This window comes from Janthinobacterium sp. EB271-G4-7A, from assembly GCF_020858075.1.
Taxonomy (GTDB): Bacteria; Pseudomonadota; Gammaproteobacteria; order Burkholderiales; family Burkholderiaceae_D; genus Janthinobacterium; species Janthinobacterium lividum.
Genome location: NZ_JACYMI010000001.1, coordinates 3,730,757 through 3,750,580, shown reverse-complemented (window position 1 = coordinate 3,750,580; position 19,824 = coordinate 3,730,757). Strand labels below are relative to the sequence as shown.

Genomic DNA, 19,824 nt, shown 5'->3' with positions numbered 1-19,824 from the left:
TCACTTTTGCGCTGCCTTGATCATGTTGCGGGCGATGACGATCTGCTGGATCTGCGTCGTGCCTTCATAGATGCGGAACAGGCGCACATCGCGGTAGAAACGCTCGGCCGCGTATTCGCTGATGTAGCCGGCGCCGCCGTGGATCTGCACGGAGCGGTCAGCGACCCTGCCGCACATTTCGGAGGCGAACAGCTTGCAGCACGATGCTTCCGTCGAAATGTCTTCCTTGTTGTCGCGCCGGCGCGCCGCGTCGAGCACCATGCTGCGCGCCGCGTAAATCTCCGCCTTGCTGTCGGCCAGCATGGCCTGGATCAGCTGGAATTCCGCGATGGGCTGGCCGAACTGCTGGCGCTCCATCGCATACGCGAGGGCGTCGGCCAGCATGCGCTCGGCCGCGCCCACGCAGACGGCGGCGATGTGCAGGCGGCCCTTGTCGAGCACCTTCATGGCCGTCTTGAAGCCCACGCCTTCCTTGCCGCCGATGATGTTCGCGGCCGGCACACGGCAATTTTCAAAGATGACGTCGCAGGTATGTGCGCCTTGCTGGCCCATTTTCTTATCAATCTTGCCCAGCGAGAGGCCGGGCGTGTCCTTTTCCACGATGAAGGCGGAAATCGCCGAGGCGCCCCGCTTGACGGGATCCGTGCGGGCCATGACGGTAAAAATGCTCGCTTCGGGCGCGTTGGTGATATAGCGTTTGCTGCCGTTGAGGATATAGAAGTCGCCGTCGCGCACGGCCGTCGTGCGCAGGGACGCCGCGTCGGAGCCCGATCCCGCTTCCGTCAGGGCGAACGAGCCGATGATCTCGCCCGCCGCCAGCTTGGGCAGATAGTATTGTTTTTGCGCTTCCGTACCGTCGATAACGATGCCTTGCGAACCGATGCCGTTGTTCGTGCCGATCAGCGAGCGGAAGGCGGGCGAGGTGCGGGCGATTTCGAAAGCGACCCTGACTTCCTCTTCCATGCTCAGTTCCAGGCCGCCGTAGGCTTCCGGGATCGACAGGCCGAACAGGCCCAGTTCGCGCATCTGCGCCACGATGGCGGGCGGGATGGTGTCCGTTTCGGCCACCAGCGCCTCGTTCGGCACCAGTACTTCGCGCACGAAACGGGCGATGCTGTCGAGCAGGATGTTCAGGGTTTCTTCGTCGCGTATCATCGGTTTCCTCGGCGCTTTGATTTGAACTGTCGTTGAGAGGGGGCGCGCAGTCTAACCGCGGCCCAGGTTTTTTTCCACTGTCTTGACCAGGGCGACCAGGCGCGGTCCCAGGTCCGATTCGAGTTTTTCGCGCGACAGCAGGAAGGCGGGACCGCCGCAATTGAAGGCCATCACCTGTTCGCCATCGGCACCCAGCATGGGCACGCCCACGGCATGCACGTCGTTCTGCCATTCGCCGGCCGAGATGCAAAAGCCCCGGTCCTGGTAATCCTTGAAGCCTTGTTCGATACCGGCCTTGATGCGCGGCCAGCGTTCCGTCTCGTGCACGCGCGCATGGTCCATCAGGTAGTCGCGTTCGGCCTGCGGCAGGATGCACAGCAGGGCCTTGCCCATGGCGGTCGTCATCAGGGGGATGCGCGAACCGACGTCGAGGCGCAGGGTGACGTTGGCGCTGCTGCGGCACGTTTCCACGTACACCATGCTGAGGCGGTCGCGCGTGCCCAGCGAAACGGAGGCCTGCGCATGCTCGGCCAGTTCTTCCATCAGCGGGCGCGCCATCTTGCGTACATCGAGGTTCGACAGCATGCGGTAACCGAGAGCCAGCACGCCGGCGCCCAGCTGGTACTTGCCCAGGCTGTCCGAATAATTCAGGTAGCCGAGTTTGGTGAGGGTATAGGTGAGGCGCGAAATCGTCGGTTTCGGAATGCCCGTGCGCCTGGCCATGTCCGCATTCGACAGGAATACTTCGCCGGGGCGAAAGCAGCGCAGTACTTCCAGCCCGCGCGCCAGCGCGTTGACGAACTGGCGGTCCTTGCCTTCCTCGTCATCGCTGAAGACGATGATTTCCGGATCTGCTGTGGTCTGAATATTTGTCATATTTGCATTCATTTTCAGGCTCCCTGGAAATCAGTTTGCCTAGCCAAAATCGACGTGTCAACCATTTTGTGAAACATTCGTTCGCACAGCGAAATGCTGCGCTGCATGAATTTTTCTCGGAAAATTGACCTGCGCAGGCGTTTTGGCGCTTGTCGCTTGAGCCTCGTTATATACGTCTGTATATTGCGCTGTTGGGTGACGGCCGCCGCAAGAGTGGCCGCTTTTTTGAGTATCGCTATATGAGACTCTATATAACGACAGTGGAAAGATCGAAACGATGTTGAAACAGGTATTGGCAGGTGCCGTGATGCTGGCGCTGGCGCACATGGCACAGACGGCGCGGGCGCAGCAAACCGCCGACAAGGACGAGGCGGCGCCGTTCGTGCTGGGCACGGTGACGGTGATCGGCCAGCGCGAGCAGGCAGGGCAGATGGAACAGCAGGTGGGGTCGCAAGTGAGCCGCGCCGAGATGCGCCGCTTTAACCGCGACAACGTGGGCGATGCTCTGAATTTGCTGTCCGGCGTGTCGCTGTCGACCAATGCGCGCAACGAGAAAACCGTCGCGATCCGCGGCTTCGACTCTCGCCAAGTGCCGCTGTACATCGACGGCATTCCCGTCTACGTGCCGTATGACGGCTATGTCGATTTCAACCGCTTCACGACGGCCGACCTGGCCGCCATCCAGGTGGCCAAGGGCTACAGTTCCGTGGCCTATGGGGCCAATACTCTGGGCGGCGCCATCAACCTGGTGTCGCGCAAGCCGTCCGCGCGGATGGAAGGCGATACGTCCATCGGTTTCGGCTCGGGCAGCGAGCGCCAGGTGTCGGCCAACGTGGGCACGAACCAGGGCCTGTGGTATCTGCAGGCGGGCGTGTCGTACATCGACAGCGACGGCTTTCCCCTGTCGTCCGATTTCCGCCCGACGGCCACGGAAGACGGCGGCACGCGCAACAACGCCTACCGCAAGGATCATAAACTGTCGTTCAAGGTGGGCTACACGCCCGTGGGCGGCGACGAATATGCACTCAGCTACTACAAGCAGCATGGCGAGAAGGGCCAGCCGCCATCGACGAATCCCGTCGGCGCGCGCTACTGGCAATGGCCGTACTGGAACAAGGAAAGCGTGTACTTCGCCTCGCAGACGCGCCTGGGCGACGCCGAGCGCCTGAAACTGCGCCTGTACCACGACAGCTATGACAATGAAATCACCTCCTACACGAACGGCAGCTACGCGGCCCTGAAAACCAGCGGCCAGGGCAGCGTCAGCGGCGGGCGCAGCATCTATAACGACCGCACGAACGGCGGCGCGGTGGAGCTCGAATCGTTCCGCCTTGCCGCGCACAGCCTGCGCTTTGTCGCCAGCTACAAGGCCGACGAGCATCAGGAACTCGATGCCAAGGGCGTGCGCACCACCTGGTACAAGGATGCCCTGTGGACCCTGGGCGCGGAAGACAGCATTGCCCTCAATGCGGCGACGGAACTGTCGCTGGGCGCCTCGCGCAACGCACTGCGCCCGGACACTGTCTACAGCGCCGGCAATGCGTATACCTTGCCGGAGAATCAATCGGCCACCGACCTGCAGGCGGGCCTGTTCCACAAGATCGGTACTGATGCGAGGGTGTACGCCACGGTGGCGCGCAAGTCGCGCCTGCCGACCCTGAAGGACCGCTACTCGCAGCGCCTGGGCACCTATATTGAAAACCCGAACCTGCGCGCCGAGGAGGCGCTCAATTATGAAGTGGGCTACCAGGCAAGCGTGCGCGGGCTGGCGCTCGATGCCGCCCTGTTCTACAGCGACGTGAAGGACAAGATACAGAGCGTGGCGAATGTGGCGGGCGTGCGCGCGCAGATGCGCAACGCGGGCAGGGCGCACATCAGCGGCGTGGAACTGGGCTTGCGCGGCAGCGCCGGCGCGTGGCTGGACTTCGGCGGCAACTACACGTACACGGAAATGAAGAACGTCAGCGACCGCGCCATCCGCCTGACGGACGTGCCGCGCCACAAGCTGACGGCGCACGCCGTGCTGCACGCGGCGCGCCAGCTCGATGTCGTGGCCATCGCGGAAGCGAACAGCGGGCGCTGGGTCTCGAACACCCTGGAACTGGGCGGCTTTGCCACCGTCAACCTGAAGGCCGTGTACCGGCCCTTGCCGGCCTTGACCCTGGAAGCGGGCGTGAGCAACCTGGCTGACCGCAACTATGCACTGGCAGACGGTTTCCCCAGCGCGGGGCGCACCTGGCTGACCAATGCGCAATACCAGTTCTGATTTTTTGATTGTTCCATGAAAGGACACAGCATGTTGAAGAAAATATTCCTTGGTTTTGCTTCGGCCGCCCTGCTGGCGACGGCGCCCGCATGGGCCGGCCCGGCGCCGGCGAGCGAGCATATGAGCCATGCGCTGACCGTGACGGGCAAGGTGGCAACGCCGTTGACCCTGACAGTGGCCGACCTGCGCCAGCTGCCGCCGGCGAATGGCGGCGAGCTTGCCGTCACGCGCCACAACGGCGACAAGGCCGAGACCATTACCAGTTACAAGGGCGTGCGCCTGCGCGATATCCTCGACAAGGCGGCGCTCGATGCGCCGGGCCATAACGATGTCAAGAAACTTGCCATCATCGCCACGGCCACCGATGGTTATGCGGTGGTGTTTTCCTGGGGCGAGCTGTATAACGCGCCGGCCGGCGAGGGCGTGATCGTCTACTACGAGAAGAACGGCAAGGCGCTTGACGAGAGCGATGGCGAGATATCCCTGATCTCGGCCAGGGATATCCGCACGGGTCCGCGCCACGTGAAGTGGTTGAACGGTATCGAAGTGCGCAAGCTGGTGGAATGACGCGCAACTGATGGAAAAAACGCGCCGTGGAGCCATCCCCGGCGCGTTTTTTTATGCCCCCAGCGCTTGCCGCATGGCTTGGCCCGCCACGTCGAACAATCCCCGCGCCGCTGGCGTCAAGCCCAGCATGTGCATCGACGCATGGATCATGCCGTCGAGCTGCACGCACTCGGCCGCCACGCCGTCGTCGCGCAAATACCGCGCATAGGCTTCGCCTTCGTCATGCAGCGGGTCGTACTCGCACACCAGCACGGTCGCCGGCGGCAAGTCCTTCAGCGAGGCGGCCCGCAGGGGCGCCGCGTAGGGCTGCGCGCCGTCAGCCGGCTCGTTCAGGTACGCCGACCAGCAAAAGCGCATGGCTTCCCGCGTCAGCGAATGGCCTTCCGCATAGCGTTGGTAGGACGGCGTGTCGAAGGCGAAATCGAGCGCCGGGTACAACAGCAGCTGGTGCGCCAGCGCGGGACCGGCCTGGTCGCGGGCCATCAGGGCCGCTGCCGCCGCCAGGTTGCCGCCGGCGCTGTCGCCGCCCACGGCCAGCCGTTTCACGTCGATGCCCAGCGCTTCGGCATGGTCCGCGACCCAGCAGAGCGCCGAGTAAAAGTCCTCCAGCGGCACGGGGAACTTGTGCTCGGGCGCCAGCCGGTAGTCGACGGAAAAGACCACGCAGCCGGTGGCGTTGGCCAGCGCGCGGCACGGATTGTCGTACAGGTCCAGCGAGCACAGACACCATCCTCCCCCATGCGCAAAGACGATGGCGGGCAAGGGCTGGCCCGTGTCCGCGCCGGCCGGCACATAGGCGCGTACGGTCAGCGCATGCTCGCCTGGCAGCACGTAATCCTTGATCGACGCGACGTCTTCCAATGGTCCGTGCAGCTGGCGCAAGCCCGTTTCCGTGGCGGCGCGCAGGTCCGCCAGCGAGGCGGGCTGCGGCGCATCCCTTGTCTCTTCCAGCCAGACGGCGATCAGCGGGTCGAGGCTCATGCGGGTGCTCCGGCCAGGAAGGGCAGCAGGTGGGCGATGAACGCTTCCGGCTGTTCTTCCATGATGAAGTGGCCGCATTCGGCGACGATGGCGCCCTGCAAAATATCGGCCTTGCCCTGCATGGTCAGCAGGGGCGCGTCATTCGTCGCATGGTCGGCGCCGATGGCCAGCACGGGCATGGCCAGGCTTGTCTTTGCCCGCTCGAGGTTTTGCCGGATGGTTTCCGGAATGGCGCGGTAGTAGGCGAAGCCAGCGCGCAGGGCGCCCGGCGTGGCATAGGCGTCCGCATACACGTCGACGGCCACCTTGTCGCGGCGGTACGACCAGCGGTCCAGGATGAAGCGGATGTATTCGCGTTCCTTGCCCGCCGTGAGCATCTCCGGCAAATCGAGCACCTGGTTGAACATGAAGTGCCACAGGAAGATGTTGTCGGACGGCGCGACAAAAATCGGCGGCGCCGGCGCCAGGCCTGGAATGACGGCTTCCGTCAGCGCCAGTTTCGTCACGGCTTGCGGGAAATCGCTGGCCAGCGCATAGCCGACCCACATGCCGATATCGTGGCCGACGACATCGTACTGCGCATGGCCCAGGGCCAGCATGGCGCGGTGCAGGGTGGCGGCAACGGCGCCCGTGTCATAGCCGCCGGCCGGGCGTTCCGAGTGGCCGCTGCCGGGCGGATCGATGGCGATCGCCTGGTAGCCCTGGGCGGCCAGGGCCGCCATCACGTGGCGCCAGGCATACCAGGTTTGCGGCCAGCCGGGGATCAGCAGCACGGGTTTGCCGGTACCAGCGATGACGCAATGCAGGCGCTGGCCGTCGATGCGGACGTAGTCGTGGGTGTAGCTGTCTTGATTCTGATGCATGGTGTTTCCTTGTTAGTTGTGCTCGATGCCGAGCAGGGTATTGATCTGCTGCGCGCTGACGGGGGCGCCGGCGAAGTCGTCGAAGATCTTGTCGGTCACGGGAATGATGTGGGCATTGATGAAGGCCACGCCTTCGCGCGCGCCCACTTCCTGGTCCTTCAGGCAGCATTCCCATTCCAGCGTGGCCCAGCCCGCGTAATCGTTCTGCGCCATCTTCGAGAAAATCGCCTTGAAGTCGACCTGGCCATCGCCCAGCGAACGGAAACGCCCGGCGCGGTTTTCCCACGACTGGTAGCCGCCATAGATGCCTTGCCGCCCCGTCGGATTGAACTCCGCATCCTTCACATGGAACATGCGGATGTGGTCTTTATAAATGTCGATGAATTCCAGGTAGTTCAGCTGCTGCAGCACGAAGTGGCTCGGATCGAACAGCATCTTGCAGCGCGGGTGGCGGCCCACGCGTTCATAAAACATCTCGAAGCTGATGCCGTCATGCAGGTCTTCGCTCGGGTGGATTTCGTAGCACAGGTTGATGCCCTGTTCTTCGCACACGTCGAGGATGGGCAGCCAGCGGCGCGCCAGTTCGTCGAAGGCCGCCTCGATCAGGCCGGGCGGGCGCTGCGGGAACGGGAATAAATATGGCCAGGCGAACGAGCCGGAGAACGTGCCCATGTCGGTCAGGCCCAGGCGCTTCGAGGCCATGGCCGCCAGTTTCACTTGCTCGATGGCCCACTCGGTGCGCGCCGCCGGCTGGCCGTGCAGGTGTGCCGGCGCAAAGCTGTCGCACAGCGCGTCGTAGGCCGGGTGCACGGCCACCAGCTGGCCGAGGATGTGCGTCGTCAGTTCGCTGATGACCAGGCCATGGCTGGCCAGCATGGCGACCAGATCGTCGCAGTATTGCTGGCTGTGCGCCGCTTGCGCCACGTCGAACAGGCGCGCATCCCAGGCGGGGATCTGCAGGGCCTTGAAGCCCATGCCGGCCGCCCACTCGGCGATGGCGGGCAGGGTGTTGAAGGGCGCCGTGTCGGCGGCGAATTGTGCCAGGTGCAGGCTTGGTCCTTGGATGGTTTTCATATCGGCTCCTATTGTTTGTCGATCGACAAAGAATAGGCGAAATTTTCCCTTCGGTCAAGCCCGTGATGCAAAATAAATCGGGAACGCGCCGTGGGCGCCAGGCGTTATACTGGCCGCCACTTCGCAAGCAGAGGATGAAAATGGCAGGAAGACCGAGGGAATTTGACCGCGCGCTGGCGCTGGCAAAAGCGCGCGACGCGTTCTGGACGCGCGGCTACGAGGGTGTATCGATGGCCGACCTGGTGGCGGCGCTGGGCATCGCCTCGGCGCGCATCTATGCGGCGTTCGGCTCGAAGGAGCAGTTGTTCCGCGAAGCCGTGGAATTGTATGAAACGGGCGAGGGCGCCTTTGCCGTGCATGCGCTGGCGGCCAGCCTGAATGTGCGTGACGCCGTGGCGCGCATGCTGGAAGAAGCGGTGCTGCTGTACACGCGCAGCGGCCAGCCGCAAGGCTGCATGGTGGTCACGGCCGCCACGAATACGAGCGCGGAAAACGCGGGCATCGCCGACTGGCTGGCGCAGCACCGCCGCGCACGCACGCAAGCCGTCATCGAACGCCTGCGCGCGGCGCAGCAGGCGGGAGAATTAAAAGGGGAGGCGGACGTGCAGGCCTTGGGCGACTACTATGCGGCCTTGCTGCATGGCCTGTCGGTGCAGGCGCGCGACGGCATTCCCGCCGAACGGCTGCTGGCGCTGATTGCGCCGGCGATGGCGCCTTTGGTGCTGGAAATGCAAAAACCAGACTAGCGTGTCGATAGTTGCCGTACTTAAGTCTTGACGTCGATCAGGCTGCCCAAGGCTTGGTCGGCCGCCTTGACGACATTCGCCGATAAATTAAAGCCGGCCTTGTAGACGAGGTTATCCGTCAGCTCGGAAGCGAGGCCCACGCCGTTCGGCCGGCTTTCCGCCGCCTTGGCCGCATTCGCGTTGGCACCGCTGACGCTTTCGCTGGCGGCCAGCTTGCGTCCTTCGACAGACAGGGTAACGCCCGTGCCGGCCGGGCTGGCTTCCTGGAACTCGGCTTGTTGCGGCTGGAAGCCCGGCGTATTCGCATTGGCGATATTGTTGGCGGCCACATCCAGCGCGCGCTGGTTGGCGGTCAGCCCCGAGGTACCGGTGGTGAGGGCGGATATGGACATGGCAACTCCTTCAGAATGCGCCCAGTTTACTCCCGCCAGCGGGAAAAGTGGTTGGTGCAAGGCAACAATTTTTCTTGCAGGCGGTTGCCGCAAAAAATAGGTGCATCACGTAATTTTTTTATATTGTTCTGTGGCATTTCGCTGCCTAGACTGGCAGGGAAGTCATCCACGGAGTCCGCCATTTTTCACCTGTTTCGTCCTCTTTTCCTGGGTTTTCTGCTCAGCCTGCCTTGCCTGCCCTTGAAAGCCGAGTATGCCCCTTCGTCACTGCCGCTCGACGTGCGCCTGAACGAGCAGGTCATCATGGTGCCGGCCGGCGATGGCTTGCGCGAGATGCTGGAAACGACGGTGTTCCGTCCAGCCGGCCCCGGCCCGTTTCCCCTGCTGCTGATGAATCATGGCAAGCAGGCCGGCCCGGCCCGGCTGCAGGCGCGCGAGCGCTTCATCTATATGGCGACCGAATTCGTGCGCCGCGGCTATGCGGTGATGCTGCCCATGCGCGCCGGCTTTGCGCGTTCCACAGGCGCCTACCGCGATTTCGGCTGCGACATGCTGGGCAACGCCCAGGGCCAGGCGCGCGACATGCTGGCCGCGCTCGCGTATGCGCGCCGCCAGAGCTGGGTCGACCCGGAACGCATCGTCGTCGCGGGCCAGTCGTATGGCGGCATGGCGGCACTGGCGCTGGCCACCCGGGTGCTGCCCGGCGTGCGCGGCGTGCTCAATTTTTCCGGCGGCTTGCGCGTCGACATGCCCGGCTGCGACTGGCAAGGGGCGCTGGCCAAGTCCTTCGCCACCATGGGCGCCTACAACCACATTCCCAGCCTGTGGCTGTATGGCGCGAATGACTCGTATTTTTCGCCGGCCCTGGCGCGGCGGCTGTTCAATTCCTTTACCGGATCGGGCGGCCGGGCGCAATTGCTCGCCTATGGTCCGTTCAAGCGCGACGCGCACCTGACCCTGGGCAGCCGCGACGGCGTGGCCGTGTGGTTGCCCGCCACCGAGCGCTTCCTGCGGAAGATCGGCATGCCGGTGCGCCAGGTCTACCGCGTGGCCGAGGCGCCGTCGCCGCCCGCCACGCATTTCGCGCCGCAGGACGATATCGCCGCCGTGCCCTACCTGGAAGAGCAGGGGCGCGCCGCCTACCGCGTCTTCCTGGAGAAAACCGCGCCGCGCGCCTTTGCCCTGTCGGCCAGCGGCGCCTGGGGCTGGGCCGAGGAGGGCGAAAGCCCCGATGTGCGCGCGCTGGCCTCGTGCCAACGCCGGAGCAGCCTGCCGTGCCAGCTGTATTCCGTCGATGAAAGCGTCGTTTGGCCGGTCGCCGGCGCCAGCGCCAGCGCCGCCGGCGGCGCGCAATAGGCGGGCTGCGCACGATAGTTGTCGCCGAAACGGGGGATGGGCGAATATACTAGACGAAAAGGGAGGCGTTGCGCTTCCCGTCCGCCCTTATCATCAGCGAGAATTCACCCTTATGGCGTCATCCCCAGAAAACCTCAGCATGGCCGTGTTTTGCGACTTTGAAAACGTCGCGCTTGGCGTGCGAGATGCAAATTACGAAAAATTCGATATCAAGCCCATCCTTGAACGCTTGCTGCTCAAGGGCAGCATCGTTGTCAAGAAGGCATATTGCGACTGGGACCGTTATAAAAGTTTCAAGGGCACCATGCATGAGGCAAACTTCGAGCTGATCGAAATTCCCCATGTGCGCCAGTCCGGCAAGAATTCGGCCGACATCCGCCTGGTGGTCGATGCGCTGGACCTGTGCTACACCAAGGCCCACGTCAACACCTTCGTCATCATCAGCGGCGACTCCGATTTTTCGCCGCTCGTGTCGAAACTGCGCGAAAACGCCAAGCAGGTGATCGGCGTGGGCGTCAAGCAGTCGACCTCCGACCTGCTGGTGGCGAACTGCGACGAATTCATTTTCTACGATGACCTGGTGCGCGAGAGCCGCCGCACGGCCGCCAAGCGCGACGCGCGCGAAAGCCCGGCTGCGGCCGCCAAGCGTTCGCCGGATGAAGAAGTGCGCCGCAAGGAAAAGTACGAGTCGCGCAAGACGGAAGCGATCGAGATGGCTGTCGAAACCTTCGATGCGCTGGTGTCCGAACGGGGCGACAGCGGCAAGATCTGGGCCTCGATGCTGAAGGAAGCGATCAAGCGCCGCAAGCCCGATTTCAGCGAGTCGTATTACGGTTTCCGTACCTTCGGCAACCTGCTGGAAGAAGCGCAGACGCGCGGCTTGCTGGAATTTGGCCGCGATGAAAAATCGGGCGCCTATGTCTACCGCAGCAGCGGCCCGGTGGCCGTACCCGCTGCCGTGAACGGGGAAGCCGCCGGCGAGGCCATCGTCGCCGGCGAGACGGGCGTGACGGCGGAAGAGGGCAATCAGCGCGAAGGCGGCAGCCGCCGCGATTCGCGCCGCAATGGCCGTGGCGGCCGCAAGCAGAACGAGCAACGCCGCGGCGAGTCCGCGCCACAGGCTTTCGTGCCGGTGGCCGACGCGGAAACAGTCGTCGTCGATCAATATGCGCCGGCGCCGCAGCCGGAAGTGCAGCACGAAGTGGCCGAAGCCGCCGCCGAAACGGTGACCGAGGTGGCGACGGAAGAAGGCAACGCCAAGCGCGGTTCGCGCCGCAATGGCCGCGGTGGCCGCAAGAATGGCGATGGCGGGCGTGAAGCGCGTGCCGAAGTTGTCGCCGTCGAGGTGGCGCCGGTGGTGGAAACCATGCCGGAGCCTGTACCTGAGCCGGTAGTGGAAGCGAAGCCGAAGGCCAAGGCGCGTACGCCGGCCCGCAAGGCGGCAGCGGCGAAGAAACCGGCCAAGAAGGCGGCTGACGTCGTGGTGGAAGCCGCACCTGTCGTTGAAGTGGCGCCGGTGGAAGTGGCCGTTGTGGCCGAAGACAAGCCAGCCAAGGCGCCGCGCAAGACGCCGGCGCGCCGTCCTGCGCGCAAGAAGGCGGAAGAAGCTTGATTGACACCCCCAAAGCAGGTACCGGGGTCGGACCCTCAGGGTCCGACCCCGGCCTTTCTATTGGGGGGAAGTTGCTTCACCTGACCCCCCAAGCGTGTACGATGAGCCTGTCTTTAACGCGGCAGGCGGTGATGCATGTATTACGGTGAACGCTTCAACAGCATTTCCCATACGGTGGGCGCCGCGCTGGCGGCCATCGGCGGCGTCATCCTGATCGTCGTGGCGGCCCGCACGGGCGATGCCTGGAAAATCGTCAGCTGCAGCGTGTATGCTGCCATGCTGCTCACCCTGTACCTCACTTCCACCCTGTACCACAGCGTGCGCGGCAAGGCCAAGGCCGTGCTGCAGCGGCTCGACCACTGCGCCATCTACCTGCTCATCGCGGGGACCTACACGCCATTCATGCTGGTGACCCTGCGCGGGCCCTGGGGCTGGTCGCTGTTCGGCGTCGTGTGGGGCCTGGCCCTGCTTGGCATCGTGCAGGAATATGTGTACGCGAAAGGCGCGCGCATCCTGTCGCTGGTGATTTACGTGGCCATGGGCTGGCTGATCGTCATCGGCATCAAGCCGCTGCTGGCGGCGCTCGAGTGGAATGGCTTCCTGTGGCTGGTGGCGGGCGGCCTGTGCTATACGGGCGGCATCGCTTTCTATGCCACCGACCACAAGCTGCGCCATGGCCACGGCATCTGGCACCTGTTCGTGCTGGCCGGCAGTAGCTGTCATTTTATCGCCATTTTGTTCTACGTTGCCTGATGTTGGCTGCTGCCTTCACTGTTGCCATGATTCCATTATAATGGCGCGATATGTGAAAATAGCGCAACAATGCGGCAATAATAAGGCAATAATGGATATCAATTCGGACGACCTGAAAATCTTCGTCACCGTGATCGACAGCGGTACCCTGAGCGCGGCCGCCGTGCACCTGGGGCAAACCACCTCGGGCGTCAGCCGCGCCCTGTCGCGGCTGGAAGACAAGCTGGCCACCTCGCTGCTGACGCGCACCACGCGGCGCATGGAGCTGACGGAGGAGGGGCAGCTGTTCCTGGACAAGGCGCGCGCCATCCTCGCGTCGATGGAAGACGTGGAAGAGTCGATCCGCATCCGCCGCCAGAAGCCGGCCGGGCGCCTGTCCGTCGATGCCGCCTCGCCCTTCATGCTCCATTGCGTGGTGCCCCACGTGGCGGAATTTCGCGCCATGTACCCGGACATCCGCCTGGAGCTGACCAGCAACGACCAGATCGCCGACCTGCTCGAGCACCGCACCGACATCGCCATCCGCATCGGCGCCCTGGTCGACTCGACCCTGCATGCGCGCCCGCTCAGTGCCAGCCCGTTGCACGTGCTGGCCACGCCCGCCTACCTGGCGCGCCACGGCACCCCGGCCACGCCGGAAGCGCTGTCCGGCCATGCGCTGCTGGGCTTTGCGCAATATGAACTGGGCAATAGCTGGCCGCTGCGCCACGAAGCCGGCAACAGCCTGCAGATCGTGCCCGCGCTGGCCGCGTCCAGCGGCGAAACCCTGCGCCAGCTGGCCCTGCACGACCAGGGCATCGTCTGCCTGTCCGACTTCATGACGAAGGACGACATCGCGGCCGGCCGCCTGGTGCAGGTGCTGCAGCCGTTCTATACGGGCTACCGCCAGCAGATCCACGCCGTCTACTACCGCAACACGCAGCTGGCGCAGCGCATCAGCTGCTTCCTCGAGTTCCTGCAACAGAAGCTGTAAGGCAGGGCATGAAGACGAAGAGCATGGAGTGTCCCACCTGCGGCGAATATGGCGACCTGCTGCACGCAACGGTCAAGAAGACGGGGCAGGCGGTGATCGTTTGCACGGAATGCGACTTGCTGTGGATGCATCCGCAACAGGACATCGATCCGGCCCGCGCGCTCGACGTGGCGTCGTTTCTCGAGCAAGCGGGCATTGAGCCCGATTGGCAGGAACTGCAATTGGGTGCCAGGGTGCCGCCGCCGGCTACAGCATGACGTGCGTTTCTTCCGCCCGCAGCAGCGCTTCCACTTCGTGTGCGGGCAGCGGCCGGCTGAAGTAAAAACCTTGCGCCTCGTCGCAGCCATGGCGGCGCAGGTAGTCGAGCTGCTCGGCCGTTTCCACGCCCTCGGCCACCACGCGCAGTTTTAAATTGTGCGCCAGGGCGATGATGGAAACGACGATGGCCGCGTCGTCCGCGTCGCGCGCCACGTCGCCGACGAAGCTGCGGTCGATCTTCAGCACGTCGATGGGGAAGGTGCGCAGGTAGGCGAAGCTGGAATAGCCGGTGCCGAAGTCGTCGATCGACAGCTTCACCCCCAGCGCCTTCATGTCGTGCAGCTGGCTGACGGCCAGCGCCACGTCGTGCATGAACAGGCTTTCCGTCAGTTCCAGCTCCAGGCAGGCCGGCGGCAAGCCCGTTTCCAGCAGCACGTCGGCGATCGACGCCACCAGGTTCGGCTCGTTGAACTGGCGCGCCGACAGATTCACGGCCAGGCGCAAGGTGTCCAGTCCCGCCGCATGCCAGCGTTTTACCTGCGCGCACGCTTCGCGCATGACCCAGGCGCCGATCGGCACGATCAGGCCCGTGTCTTCCGCCAGCGCGATGAAGCGCTGCGGCGCCACCATGCCCAGGTCGGGGTGCTGCCAGCGCAGCAGCGCTTCCACGCCGACGATGCGGCCGCTGGCCAGGTCCACCTGCGGCTGGTAATGCAGCACGAACTGCTCGCGTTCCAGGGCGTTGCGCAGCGCCGTCTCGATGCGCAGGCGCTCCAGGGTGGCCTGGTTCATGGCCGTCGTGTAGAACTTGATGTTGTTGCGGCCCTGTTTCTTGGCGCAGTACATGGCGATGTCGGCCTGCTCGATCAGGTTCTGCGTCTCGCCATTCAGGGTCACGTCGCCGGGGGCGTCGTAGCGCGACATGTCATAGACGGCCACGCCGATGCTGCAGGTGACGAAAAATTCCTTGCCATCCAAGAGTACCGGCTGCGCCACGGCATCCATCACGCGCTGCACGATGGCGCCGCTGAGCACTTCGTCCGCCTGTTCGCACAGGATGGCGACGAATTCGTCGCCCGACAGGCGCGCCACCGTATCGCTTTCGCGCAGGCTGGCCTGCAATCGCGTGGCGATGGTTTTCAGCAGCAGGTCGCCGGCCTTGTGGCCCAGGCTGTCGTTGACGAACTTGAACCGGTCGAGGTCAATCAACAGCACCCATAATGCGCGGTTCTTGCGGCGCGACAGGGCCATCGCCTGCGCCAGGCGGTCGCGCAGCAGGGCGCGGTTGGGCAAGCCTGTCAGCACGTCGTGGTGGGCGATGTGCTGGATTTGCTGCTCGGCCAGCTTGCGTTCCGTGATTTCCGAACCCGTACCCCGGTAGCCGCGAAATTCGCCCAGCTCGTTGAACAGCGGTTCGCCATTGATGCTGAACCAGCGCAGCTGGCCATCGCGGTCCTGCATCGCATATTCGAGGTTGGAAAAGGGCAGGTGCGCTTCCAGGTTGGCGATATGCTGCTTGCCCCAGCGCGAATTGCGCATCTCTGCATTGTTGTCCCAGCGGGTCAGGCCGATGAAGCGTTCCAGCGGCATGTTCGACTTGTCCGTGAAACCGCTGGTGATGTGGGTGAAGCAGAAGTTGGCATCCTGTTCCCAGTACCAGTCCGAGGACAGGGCCAGCAGGCGGCGGAAGCGCTTTTCGCTCTCCTGCAAGGCGCGCTCCGTGCGCTGGCGCGCCCGCACGTCGGCGCTGAGCAGCTCGTTGCTGCGTTTGAGGTCGGCCGTGCGCTGCTCCACCAGCAGTTGCACGCGGCGCGAACGCTGCGTCAGCGACTGCACGAAGGCGGCCGTCAATACGCTGAACAGCAAACCCGTGATCAGGGTAAACAGGGAGCCCAGATGGTCGGCCAGGAAGGGGCGGGGATGAGCCACCACGCGCACGTGCCAGGGCCGGCCGGCGGAAGCGAAGGCCCGGTCATAATGGCTGTGGTAGGCAAAGTGCAGCCAGCGGGGCAGCGACTCCCAGGCGCCGCCCGGTTCGTCGGCCGGCGCCTGACCATGCCGGAAGATCAATTGGCGCGGGTCGGCGCCGGCATCGGCGTAGACGCTCAGTTCAAGCTGCGAGTCGCCCAGCAGGTCTGCGCCGGCGAGGATTTTCTGCACCAGTTCCCCGGCGCGCACGATGACCGCCGTATCGCCGATCAATGCCGCGCGCCGCTGCTGTACCGTCTGCAGGGGTACGCCGTGGCGGTACACGGGGCGCACGATGACGAAGCCCTGCTGCGGTCCCTGCGCCAGGGCCAGCAGGCCGGTTGCGGTGGTCTGGCCGCTGACGATCGCCTGTTCCAGCGCGCGCGCTAGCACGCCGTTCGGGCTGACGTTCAGGCCGAAGGCGGGGCGGTTGCCCTGCAACGGTACGAGGTAGTCCACCACCAGGTAGCTGGCGCGCCTCGTGGCGGGCACGACGACGCCATCGCGCATTTCCGTCATGGCGTAGTCGGGCACGATGCGCCGCAGCTCGGCCTCGAATGCCGCGCGCTGCGCATGCGGCACGATGCGGTGGAAATTGAAGGCCTGGATGAACGGGTGGCGCTGCAGCAGCGGCGTGGTGAAGTCGTGGAACTGCTCCCGTGTGACGGGCACGACGGCGGCAAACAGCTGGTTCGTCGTGGTCAGCACCTCGACGGCATCGTCGAGTCCCTGCTCGATGGCGGCCACCCTGGCGCTGGCGCGCTGCTGCAGGCTCAGGCTCATCTTGTCGTATTCGAGCTGGCTGATGGCGGCGAACAGCACGGCCGTCACGCTGACGCCGCAGGCAAAGGTCAGCGCGGCCGCGGCAGAAATCGACAATGGCAGGCGGCCACGCAGCATGGTTTTTCCTATCTCACTTCATGGATACATGGGTTCGGCGGCGCCTGCCGGCCCCACGCAGGCCGTAGTTTGTCATAAACCACATCCATCATGCTGATTTTGCACCAAATCACTGCTAATAAGCAACAATATCTATGGTCGGGGAGGGCGACTTTCAGTCGCTGCCCGCGCCTGACTGGCGGCGCACACGCCACAACTGCCAGGCCGGCAGCCAGCGGTTCAGGAAAGCCAGGCCGGCCATCCGCCGCCAGCGCACCAGGCGCACCACGCGCACGGCGCGGCCGTCGGCGCCTTGGCCTTGCTCCGGCTTGGCGGCGAAGATGATGCGGTTATTGCCCGCGATGCCGTCGAAGTGGCACACGGCACCGCGGAAGGTGAGCATCAGGCGCGCCAGCATGGCAGGGTAGTGCTCGTCATAACTGAACAGATTGGCCACCAGCACGCCGCCGGGCAGCAGCGCGCGCAGGCAGTCCGCATAGAAGCGCGCGCTGCCCAGTGCCGGCGGCAAGCCCGTCTCGTCATAGCCGTCGAGCAGCAGCACGTCGGCGCAGCCCGGATGCTGGCGGATATAGCTGACGGCATCCGTCTCGATGATGCGCAGGCGCGCGTCGTCGGGCGGCAGCATGAACTGCTCGCGCAGGGCGATCACGTCGGCGCGCAATTCCAGCACGGTGATGCGGGTGTCGGGCAGGTGGCGGTGGCAGAATTTCAGCAGCGAGCCGCCGCCCAGTCCCACCATCAGGATATGCCGCGGGCGCGGCACGAACAGGGTAAAGCACATCATGGCGCGCGCATAGCGCAGCAGCAGATGGTCGGGGCGCGACAGCAGCATTTCGCTCTGGATCATGCCGGGCTGGAATTCCAGGCGGCGCCGGTCGCCACAGGTATGCACCTGCGGGGCAAGTGGGGTGGTGCTTCTGTTTTCCGGCATGGGACGACTTCGCTGAGTGGACTGTGGGAGATGCTTTGTTGCATTCAGAGAAATCTGATAAGCTCCCGTGAGCATACCCGATTAATCCGCGCCGAGCATGCGTATATGTAGATGCAATATGTAGATGTATATGGCGCGCGGCGGCACGGCCGCGCAGTCGGGCACCATGGAGACAAGCATGTTTTTGGATCACCCCATTATTACGGCGACGAACAGTTTCACGGAGCCTGACCGCATCGAGCGGCTGACGCGCGTGTATGGCTACGCGGCGGCGCTGGCCGACCAGGCCGACAATGTCGGTTTCATTGAAAAAGTGGCGCAGATCCACGATCACAAGGGTACCCTCATCGTGTTCTGGCACGAGGCACCCAGCGACGTGGAGAAGCAGTATTTCGTGCAGGCGTGGGCCAGCAAGGTCGGCGACGGCAGCACCAATGTCGAGCACGAAATCTGACCTGGCGCGCCGCGCCTGCGCATCGATAGCGTAGCCAATGGATATCAAGACCCTGGTACTGGCCCTGGCGCTCGGCAACCTGAGCCTGTGCGCGGCCCTGTTCTTCTTCGAGTACGAGCGCAAGAAGTCGCTCAGCATGTCCACTTGGGCGGTGGCCAAGCAATGCCAGGCCGTGGCCTGGTGCCTGCTGTACTTCCGCGGCGTGCTACCCGATTTCCTCTCCATCTTGCTGGGTAACAGCCTGCTGTTTGCCGGCATGGCGCTCGATGCGGGCGCGCTGTGGCAGGCGGCCGGGCGCAGCGGCTGGCGCCGTTATGTCTTGCCGGCGCTGGGGCTGTCGGTGACCCTATTTGCCGCCTGTTATCTGTTCGATGTGGCGCCGCTGCTGCGCAGCGCCGGCGGTTCGCTGATCGTGGCCGGTTTCTTCCTCGCCGGCGTGGCCGCCCTGTGCCTCAAGTGGCGCGAGGCGAGCATGCTGCGCCGTTTCCTCGTCGTCAGCATGGGCTTGCTGTCGCTGCTGATCGCCGCGCGCGGCGTGCTGGCTGCCGCCGTCCCCGATTTTGACGCGGAGCTGCTGCAGCTGGCCGGTTTTGGCGCCCTGTACCTGATGATGCTGACGAATGCTTTCGGCTACCTGCTGCTGTCGCGTGAAAAACTGGGCGGCGAGCTGGCGCGCCTGGAAGTGCTCGATGCGGCCACGGGCGTGCCGAACCGGCGCGGCTTTTACCAGGCGCTGGCGCCATGGATGGCACTGGCGCGCCGGCCTGGCTTGCCGACGGCGCTGGTGGTGCTCAATATCGATCACTTTAAAAGAGTCAACGACAGCTATGGCCATCCGGTGGGCGATGCGGTGCTGAAAACCATCGTCGACACGTGCCGCCAGCAGTTGCGCGACAGCGACCTGATGGGCCGCCTGGGCGGTGCCGAATTCGCCATCCAGCTGCCGCGCACGACCCTGGCCGATGCGCTGATGGTGGCCGAGCGCATCCGCGCCGCCGTCGAAGTGCTGCCCGTCAAGACGGAGCGCGCCGTGCTGCAGCTGACGGCCAGCCTGGGCGTGACGACCATCCGCGCCGAGGACAGCACCGTCAGCCTGTTCAAGCGCGCCGACGAGGCGCTGCAGGCGGCCAAGCAGGCGGGCCGCAACAGGGTAGTGGAAGCGCAGGGTGCCAGCACCCTGGACATTTAATTCAGCCCAAGCCCGCTTACTTCTTGCGCGAGCCCAGCCAGCTGGGTTCCTTGCCGCATTCCTTGGGCAGGAACAGGGCATCGAGGCCGGGATCGCAGCGATGGTCAGGCGCCTTCATCGGTTCGACGGTCAGCCATTCGCTCTTGGGCAGGATCTTTTCTTCGCGTGGTTCCACGGGCGGCGCGGGCGGCAGGCTGTCTTGCCACCTTGGCTCTGCGGCAGGCGCGGGCGCGGTGGCCCAGTTCGCGTCGACCTGCGCTGGCGGTGTGTCCGCGTGTGCGGCGGCGCTCAGCAAGCTGCCCGCGAGGATGAACGCACGCATGGCGGCGCTGTGTACGGAAATCATGGTCTGTCCTTGGTCGGTGCCGCGAGGGCGGGCCCTGCATTATGACGGCTGCAGCAAGCAAAAAACACAAGGAAATTGCAACGGCATGTTACTAAAGGGACTATAGTTACTGGTAGCAAGCAGGTGCATCACAGCAATGCGCTCGAACGGTGAGCAAGGCGCGG

The 19,824-nt window shown here is 64.5% G+C and carries 19 protein-coding genes; 10 read left to right on the top strand and 9 right to left on the bottom strand.

Annotation, left to right across the window (positions count from 1 at the left end):
* Together IGS58_RS16800 and IGS58_RS16795 are read right to left on the bottom strand one after the other, a co-directional pair.
* Positions 1 to 1,155 carry an acyl-CoA dehydrogenase family protein gene (locus tag IGS58_RS16800; protein ID WP_034782861.1) on the bottom strand — a complete coding sequence of 385 codons (1,155 nt, stop codon included), beginning with the start codon at positions 1,153 to 1,155 and terminating at the stop codon, positions 1 to 3.
* A gap of 51 nt (positions 1,156 to 1,206) precedes the next feature.
* Entirely contained in the window at positions 1,207 to 2,031 is an 825-nt protein-coding gene (locus tag IGS58_RS16795) for an IclR family transcriptional regulator (RefSeq protein ID WP_070259059.1), read from the bottom strand.
* Positions 2,032 to 2,308: 277 nt separating this feature from the next.
* On the opposite strand from IGS58_RS16795, the gene IGS58_RS16790 reads away from it, so the two are divergent.
* Positions 2,309 to 4,297 carry a TonB-dependent receptor plug domain-containing protein gene (locus tag IGS58_RS16790; RefSeq protein WP_230522093.1) on the top strand — a complete coding sequence of 663 codons (1,989 nt, stop codon included), beginning with the start codon at positions 2,309 to 2,311 and terminating at the stop codon, positions 4,295 to 4,297.
* 30 nt (positions 4,298 to 4,327) lie between these two features.
* Positions 4,328 to 4,864, top strand: a complete 537-nt coding sequence (locus tag IGS58_RS16785; RefSeq protein ID WP_167468650.1) for a molybdopterin-dependent oxidoreductase — start codon at positions 4,328 to 4,330, stop codon at positions 4,862 to 4,864.
* A gap of 51 nt (positions 4,865 to 4,915) precedes the next feature.
* Here IGS58_RS16785 and IGS58_RS16780 read toward each other — a convergent pair whose 3' ends face one another.
* Genes IGS58_RS16780 through IGS58_RS16770 form a run of 3 tightly spaced genes read right to left on the bottom strand, consistent with a single transcriptional unit; the run spans position 4,916 to position 7,782 of the window.
* The gene (locus IGS58_RS16780) at positions 4,916 to 5,845 is read right to left on the bottom strand and encodes an alpha/beta hydrolase (protein ID WP_230522092.1); all 930 of its coding nucleotides are present in this window, start codon (positions 5,843 to 5,845) and stop codon (positions 4,916 to 4,918) included.
* A complete protein-coding gene (locus tag IGS58_RS16775) occupies positions 5,842 to 6,708 on the bottom strand; it encodes an alpha/beta fold hydrolase (protein WP_034782854.1) in 867 nt (288 codons plus the stop codon). Before IGS58_RS16775 ends, IGS58_RS16780 begins: the two co-directional genes overlap by 4 nt.
* 12 nt (positions 6,709 to 6,720) lie before the next feature.
* A complete protein-coding gene (locus IGS58_RS16770) occupies positions 6,721 to 7,782 on the bottom strand; it encodes a sugar phosphate isomerase/epimerase family protein (RefSeq protein WP_070259049.1) in 1,062 nt (353 codons plus the stop codon).
* A gap of 140 nt (positions 7,783 to 7,922) precedes the next feature.
* Between IGS58_RS16770 and IGS58_RS16765 the strand changes: the two genes are divergently transcribed.
* Positions 7,923 to 8,528, top strand: a complete 606-nt coding sequence (locus IGS58_RS16765; RefSeq protein WP_070259047.1) for a TetR/AcrR family transcriptional regulator — start codon at positions 7,923 to 7,925, stop codon at positions 8,526 to 8,528.
* 20 nt (positions 8,529 to 8,548) lie between these two features.
* On the opposite strand, the gene IGS58_RS16760 is transcribed toward IGS58_RS16765, so the two are convergent.
* Entirely contained in the window at positions 8,549 to 8,920 is a 372-nt protein-coding gene (locus IGS58_RS16760) for a flagellar basal body protein (RefSeq protein ID WP_034782850.1), read from the bottom strand.
* A gap of 240 nt (positions 8,921 to 9,160) precedes the next feature.
* Between IGS58_RS16760 and IGS58_RS16755 the strand changes: the two genes are divergently transcribed.
* The 5 genes from IGS58_RS16755 to IGS58_RS16735 all read left to right on the top strand — a co-directional run bounded on the left by IGS58_RS16755 (position 9,161) and on the right by IGS58_RS16735 (position 13,871).
* Entirely contained in the window at positions 9,161 to 10,276 is a 1,116-nt protein-coding gene (locus IGS58_RS16755; protein ID WP_230522091.1) for a dienelactone hydrolase family protein, read from the top strand.
* A 112-nt stretch (positions 10,277 to 10,388) separates the two neighbouring features.
* Positions 10,389 to 11,888, top strand: a complete 1,500-nt coding sequence (locus tag IGS58_RS16750; RefSeq protein WP_230522090.1) for an NYN domain-containing protein — start codon at positions 10,389 to 10,391, stop codon at positions 11,886 to 11,888.
* Between the two features lie 135 nt (positions 11,889 to 12,023).
* Positions 12,024 to 12,641, top strand: a complete 618-nt coding sequence (gene trhA / locus IGS58_RS16745) for a PAQR family membrane homeostasis protein TrhA (RefSeq protein ID WP_034782847.1) — start codon at positions 12,024 to 12,026, stop codon at positions 12,639 to 12,641.
* A gap of 91 nt (positions 12,642 to 12,732) precedes the next feature.
* On the top strand, positions 12,733 to 13,614 hold the full coding sequence (locus IGS58_RS16740) for a LysR family transcriptional regulator (RefSeq protein WP_034782846.1): 882 nt from the start codon (positions 12,733 to 12,735) through the stop codon (positions 13,612 to 13,614).
* Positions 13,615 to 13,622: 8 nt separating this feature from the next.
* On the top strand, positions 13,623 to 13,871 hold the full coding sequence (locus IGS58_RS16735) for a hypothetical protein (RefSeq protein ID WP_230522089.1): 249 nt from the start codon (positions 13,623 to 13,625) through the stop codon (positions 13,869 to 13,871).
* Here the strand turns inward: IGS58_RS16735 and IGS58_RS16730 are convergent.
* Positions 13,861 to 16,740 carry a bifunctional diguanylate cyclase/phosphodiesterase gene (locus IGS58_RS16730; protein ID WP_230522088.1) on the bottom strand — a complete coding sequence of 960 codons (2,880 nt, stop codon included), beginning with the start codon at positions 16,738 to 16,740 and terminating at the stop codon, positions 13,861 to 13,863. The genes IGS58_RS16735 and IGS58_RS16730 overlap by 11 nt on opposite strands.
* A gap of 154 nt (positions 16,741 to 16,894) precedes the next feature.
* Positions 16,895 to 17,671: a transferase spermidine synthase gene (locus IGS58_RS16725; RefSeq protein WP_070259038.1), complete on the bottom strand. Its 777-nt coding sequence runs from the start codon at positions 17,669 to 17,671 to the stop codon at positions 16,895 to 16,897.
* 178 nt (positions 17,672 to 17,849) lie between these two features.
* Between IGS58_RS16725 and IGS58_RS16720 the strand changes: the two genes are divergently transcribed.
* Positions 17,850 to 18,125 (top strand): hypothetical protein, encoded by a 276-nt coding sequence (locus IGS58_RS16720; RefSeq protein ID WP_034782903.1) that lies wholly within the window; start codon positions 17,850 to 17,852, stop codon positions 18,123 to 18,125.
* 37 nt (positions 18,126 to 18,162) lie between these two features.
* On the top strand, positions 18,163 to 19,314 hold the full coding sequence (locus tag IGS58_RS16715) for a GGDEF domain-containing protein (protein ID WP_034782841.1): 1,152 nt from the start codon (positions 18,163 to 18,165) through the stop codon (positions 19,312 to 19,314).
* Between the two features lie 16 nt (positions 19,315 to 19,330).
* Here IGS58_RS16715 and IGS58_RS16710 read toward each other — a convergent pair whose 3' ends face one another.
* Positions 19,331 to 19,660: a hypothetical protein gene (locus IGS58_RS16710; protein ID WP_070279126.1), complete on the bottom strand. Its 330-nt coding sequence runs from the start codon at positions 19,658 to 19,660 to the stop codon at positions 19,331 to 19,333.
* Positions 19,661 to 19,824: the final 164 nt, after the last annotated feature.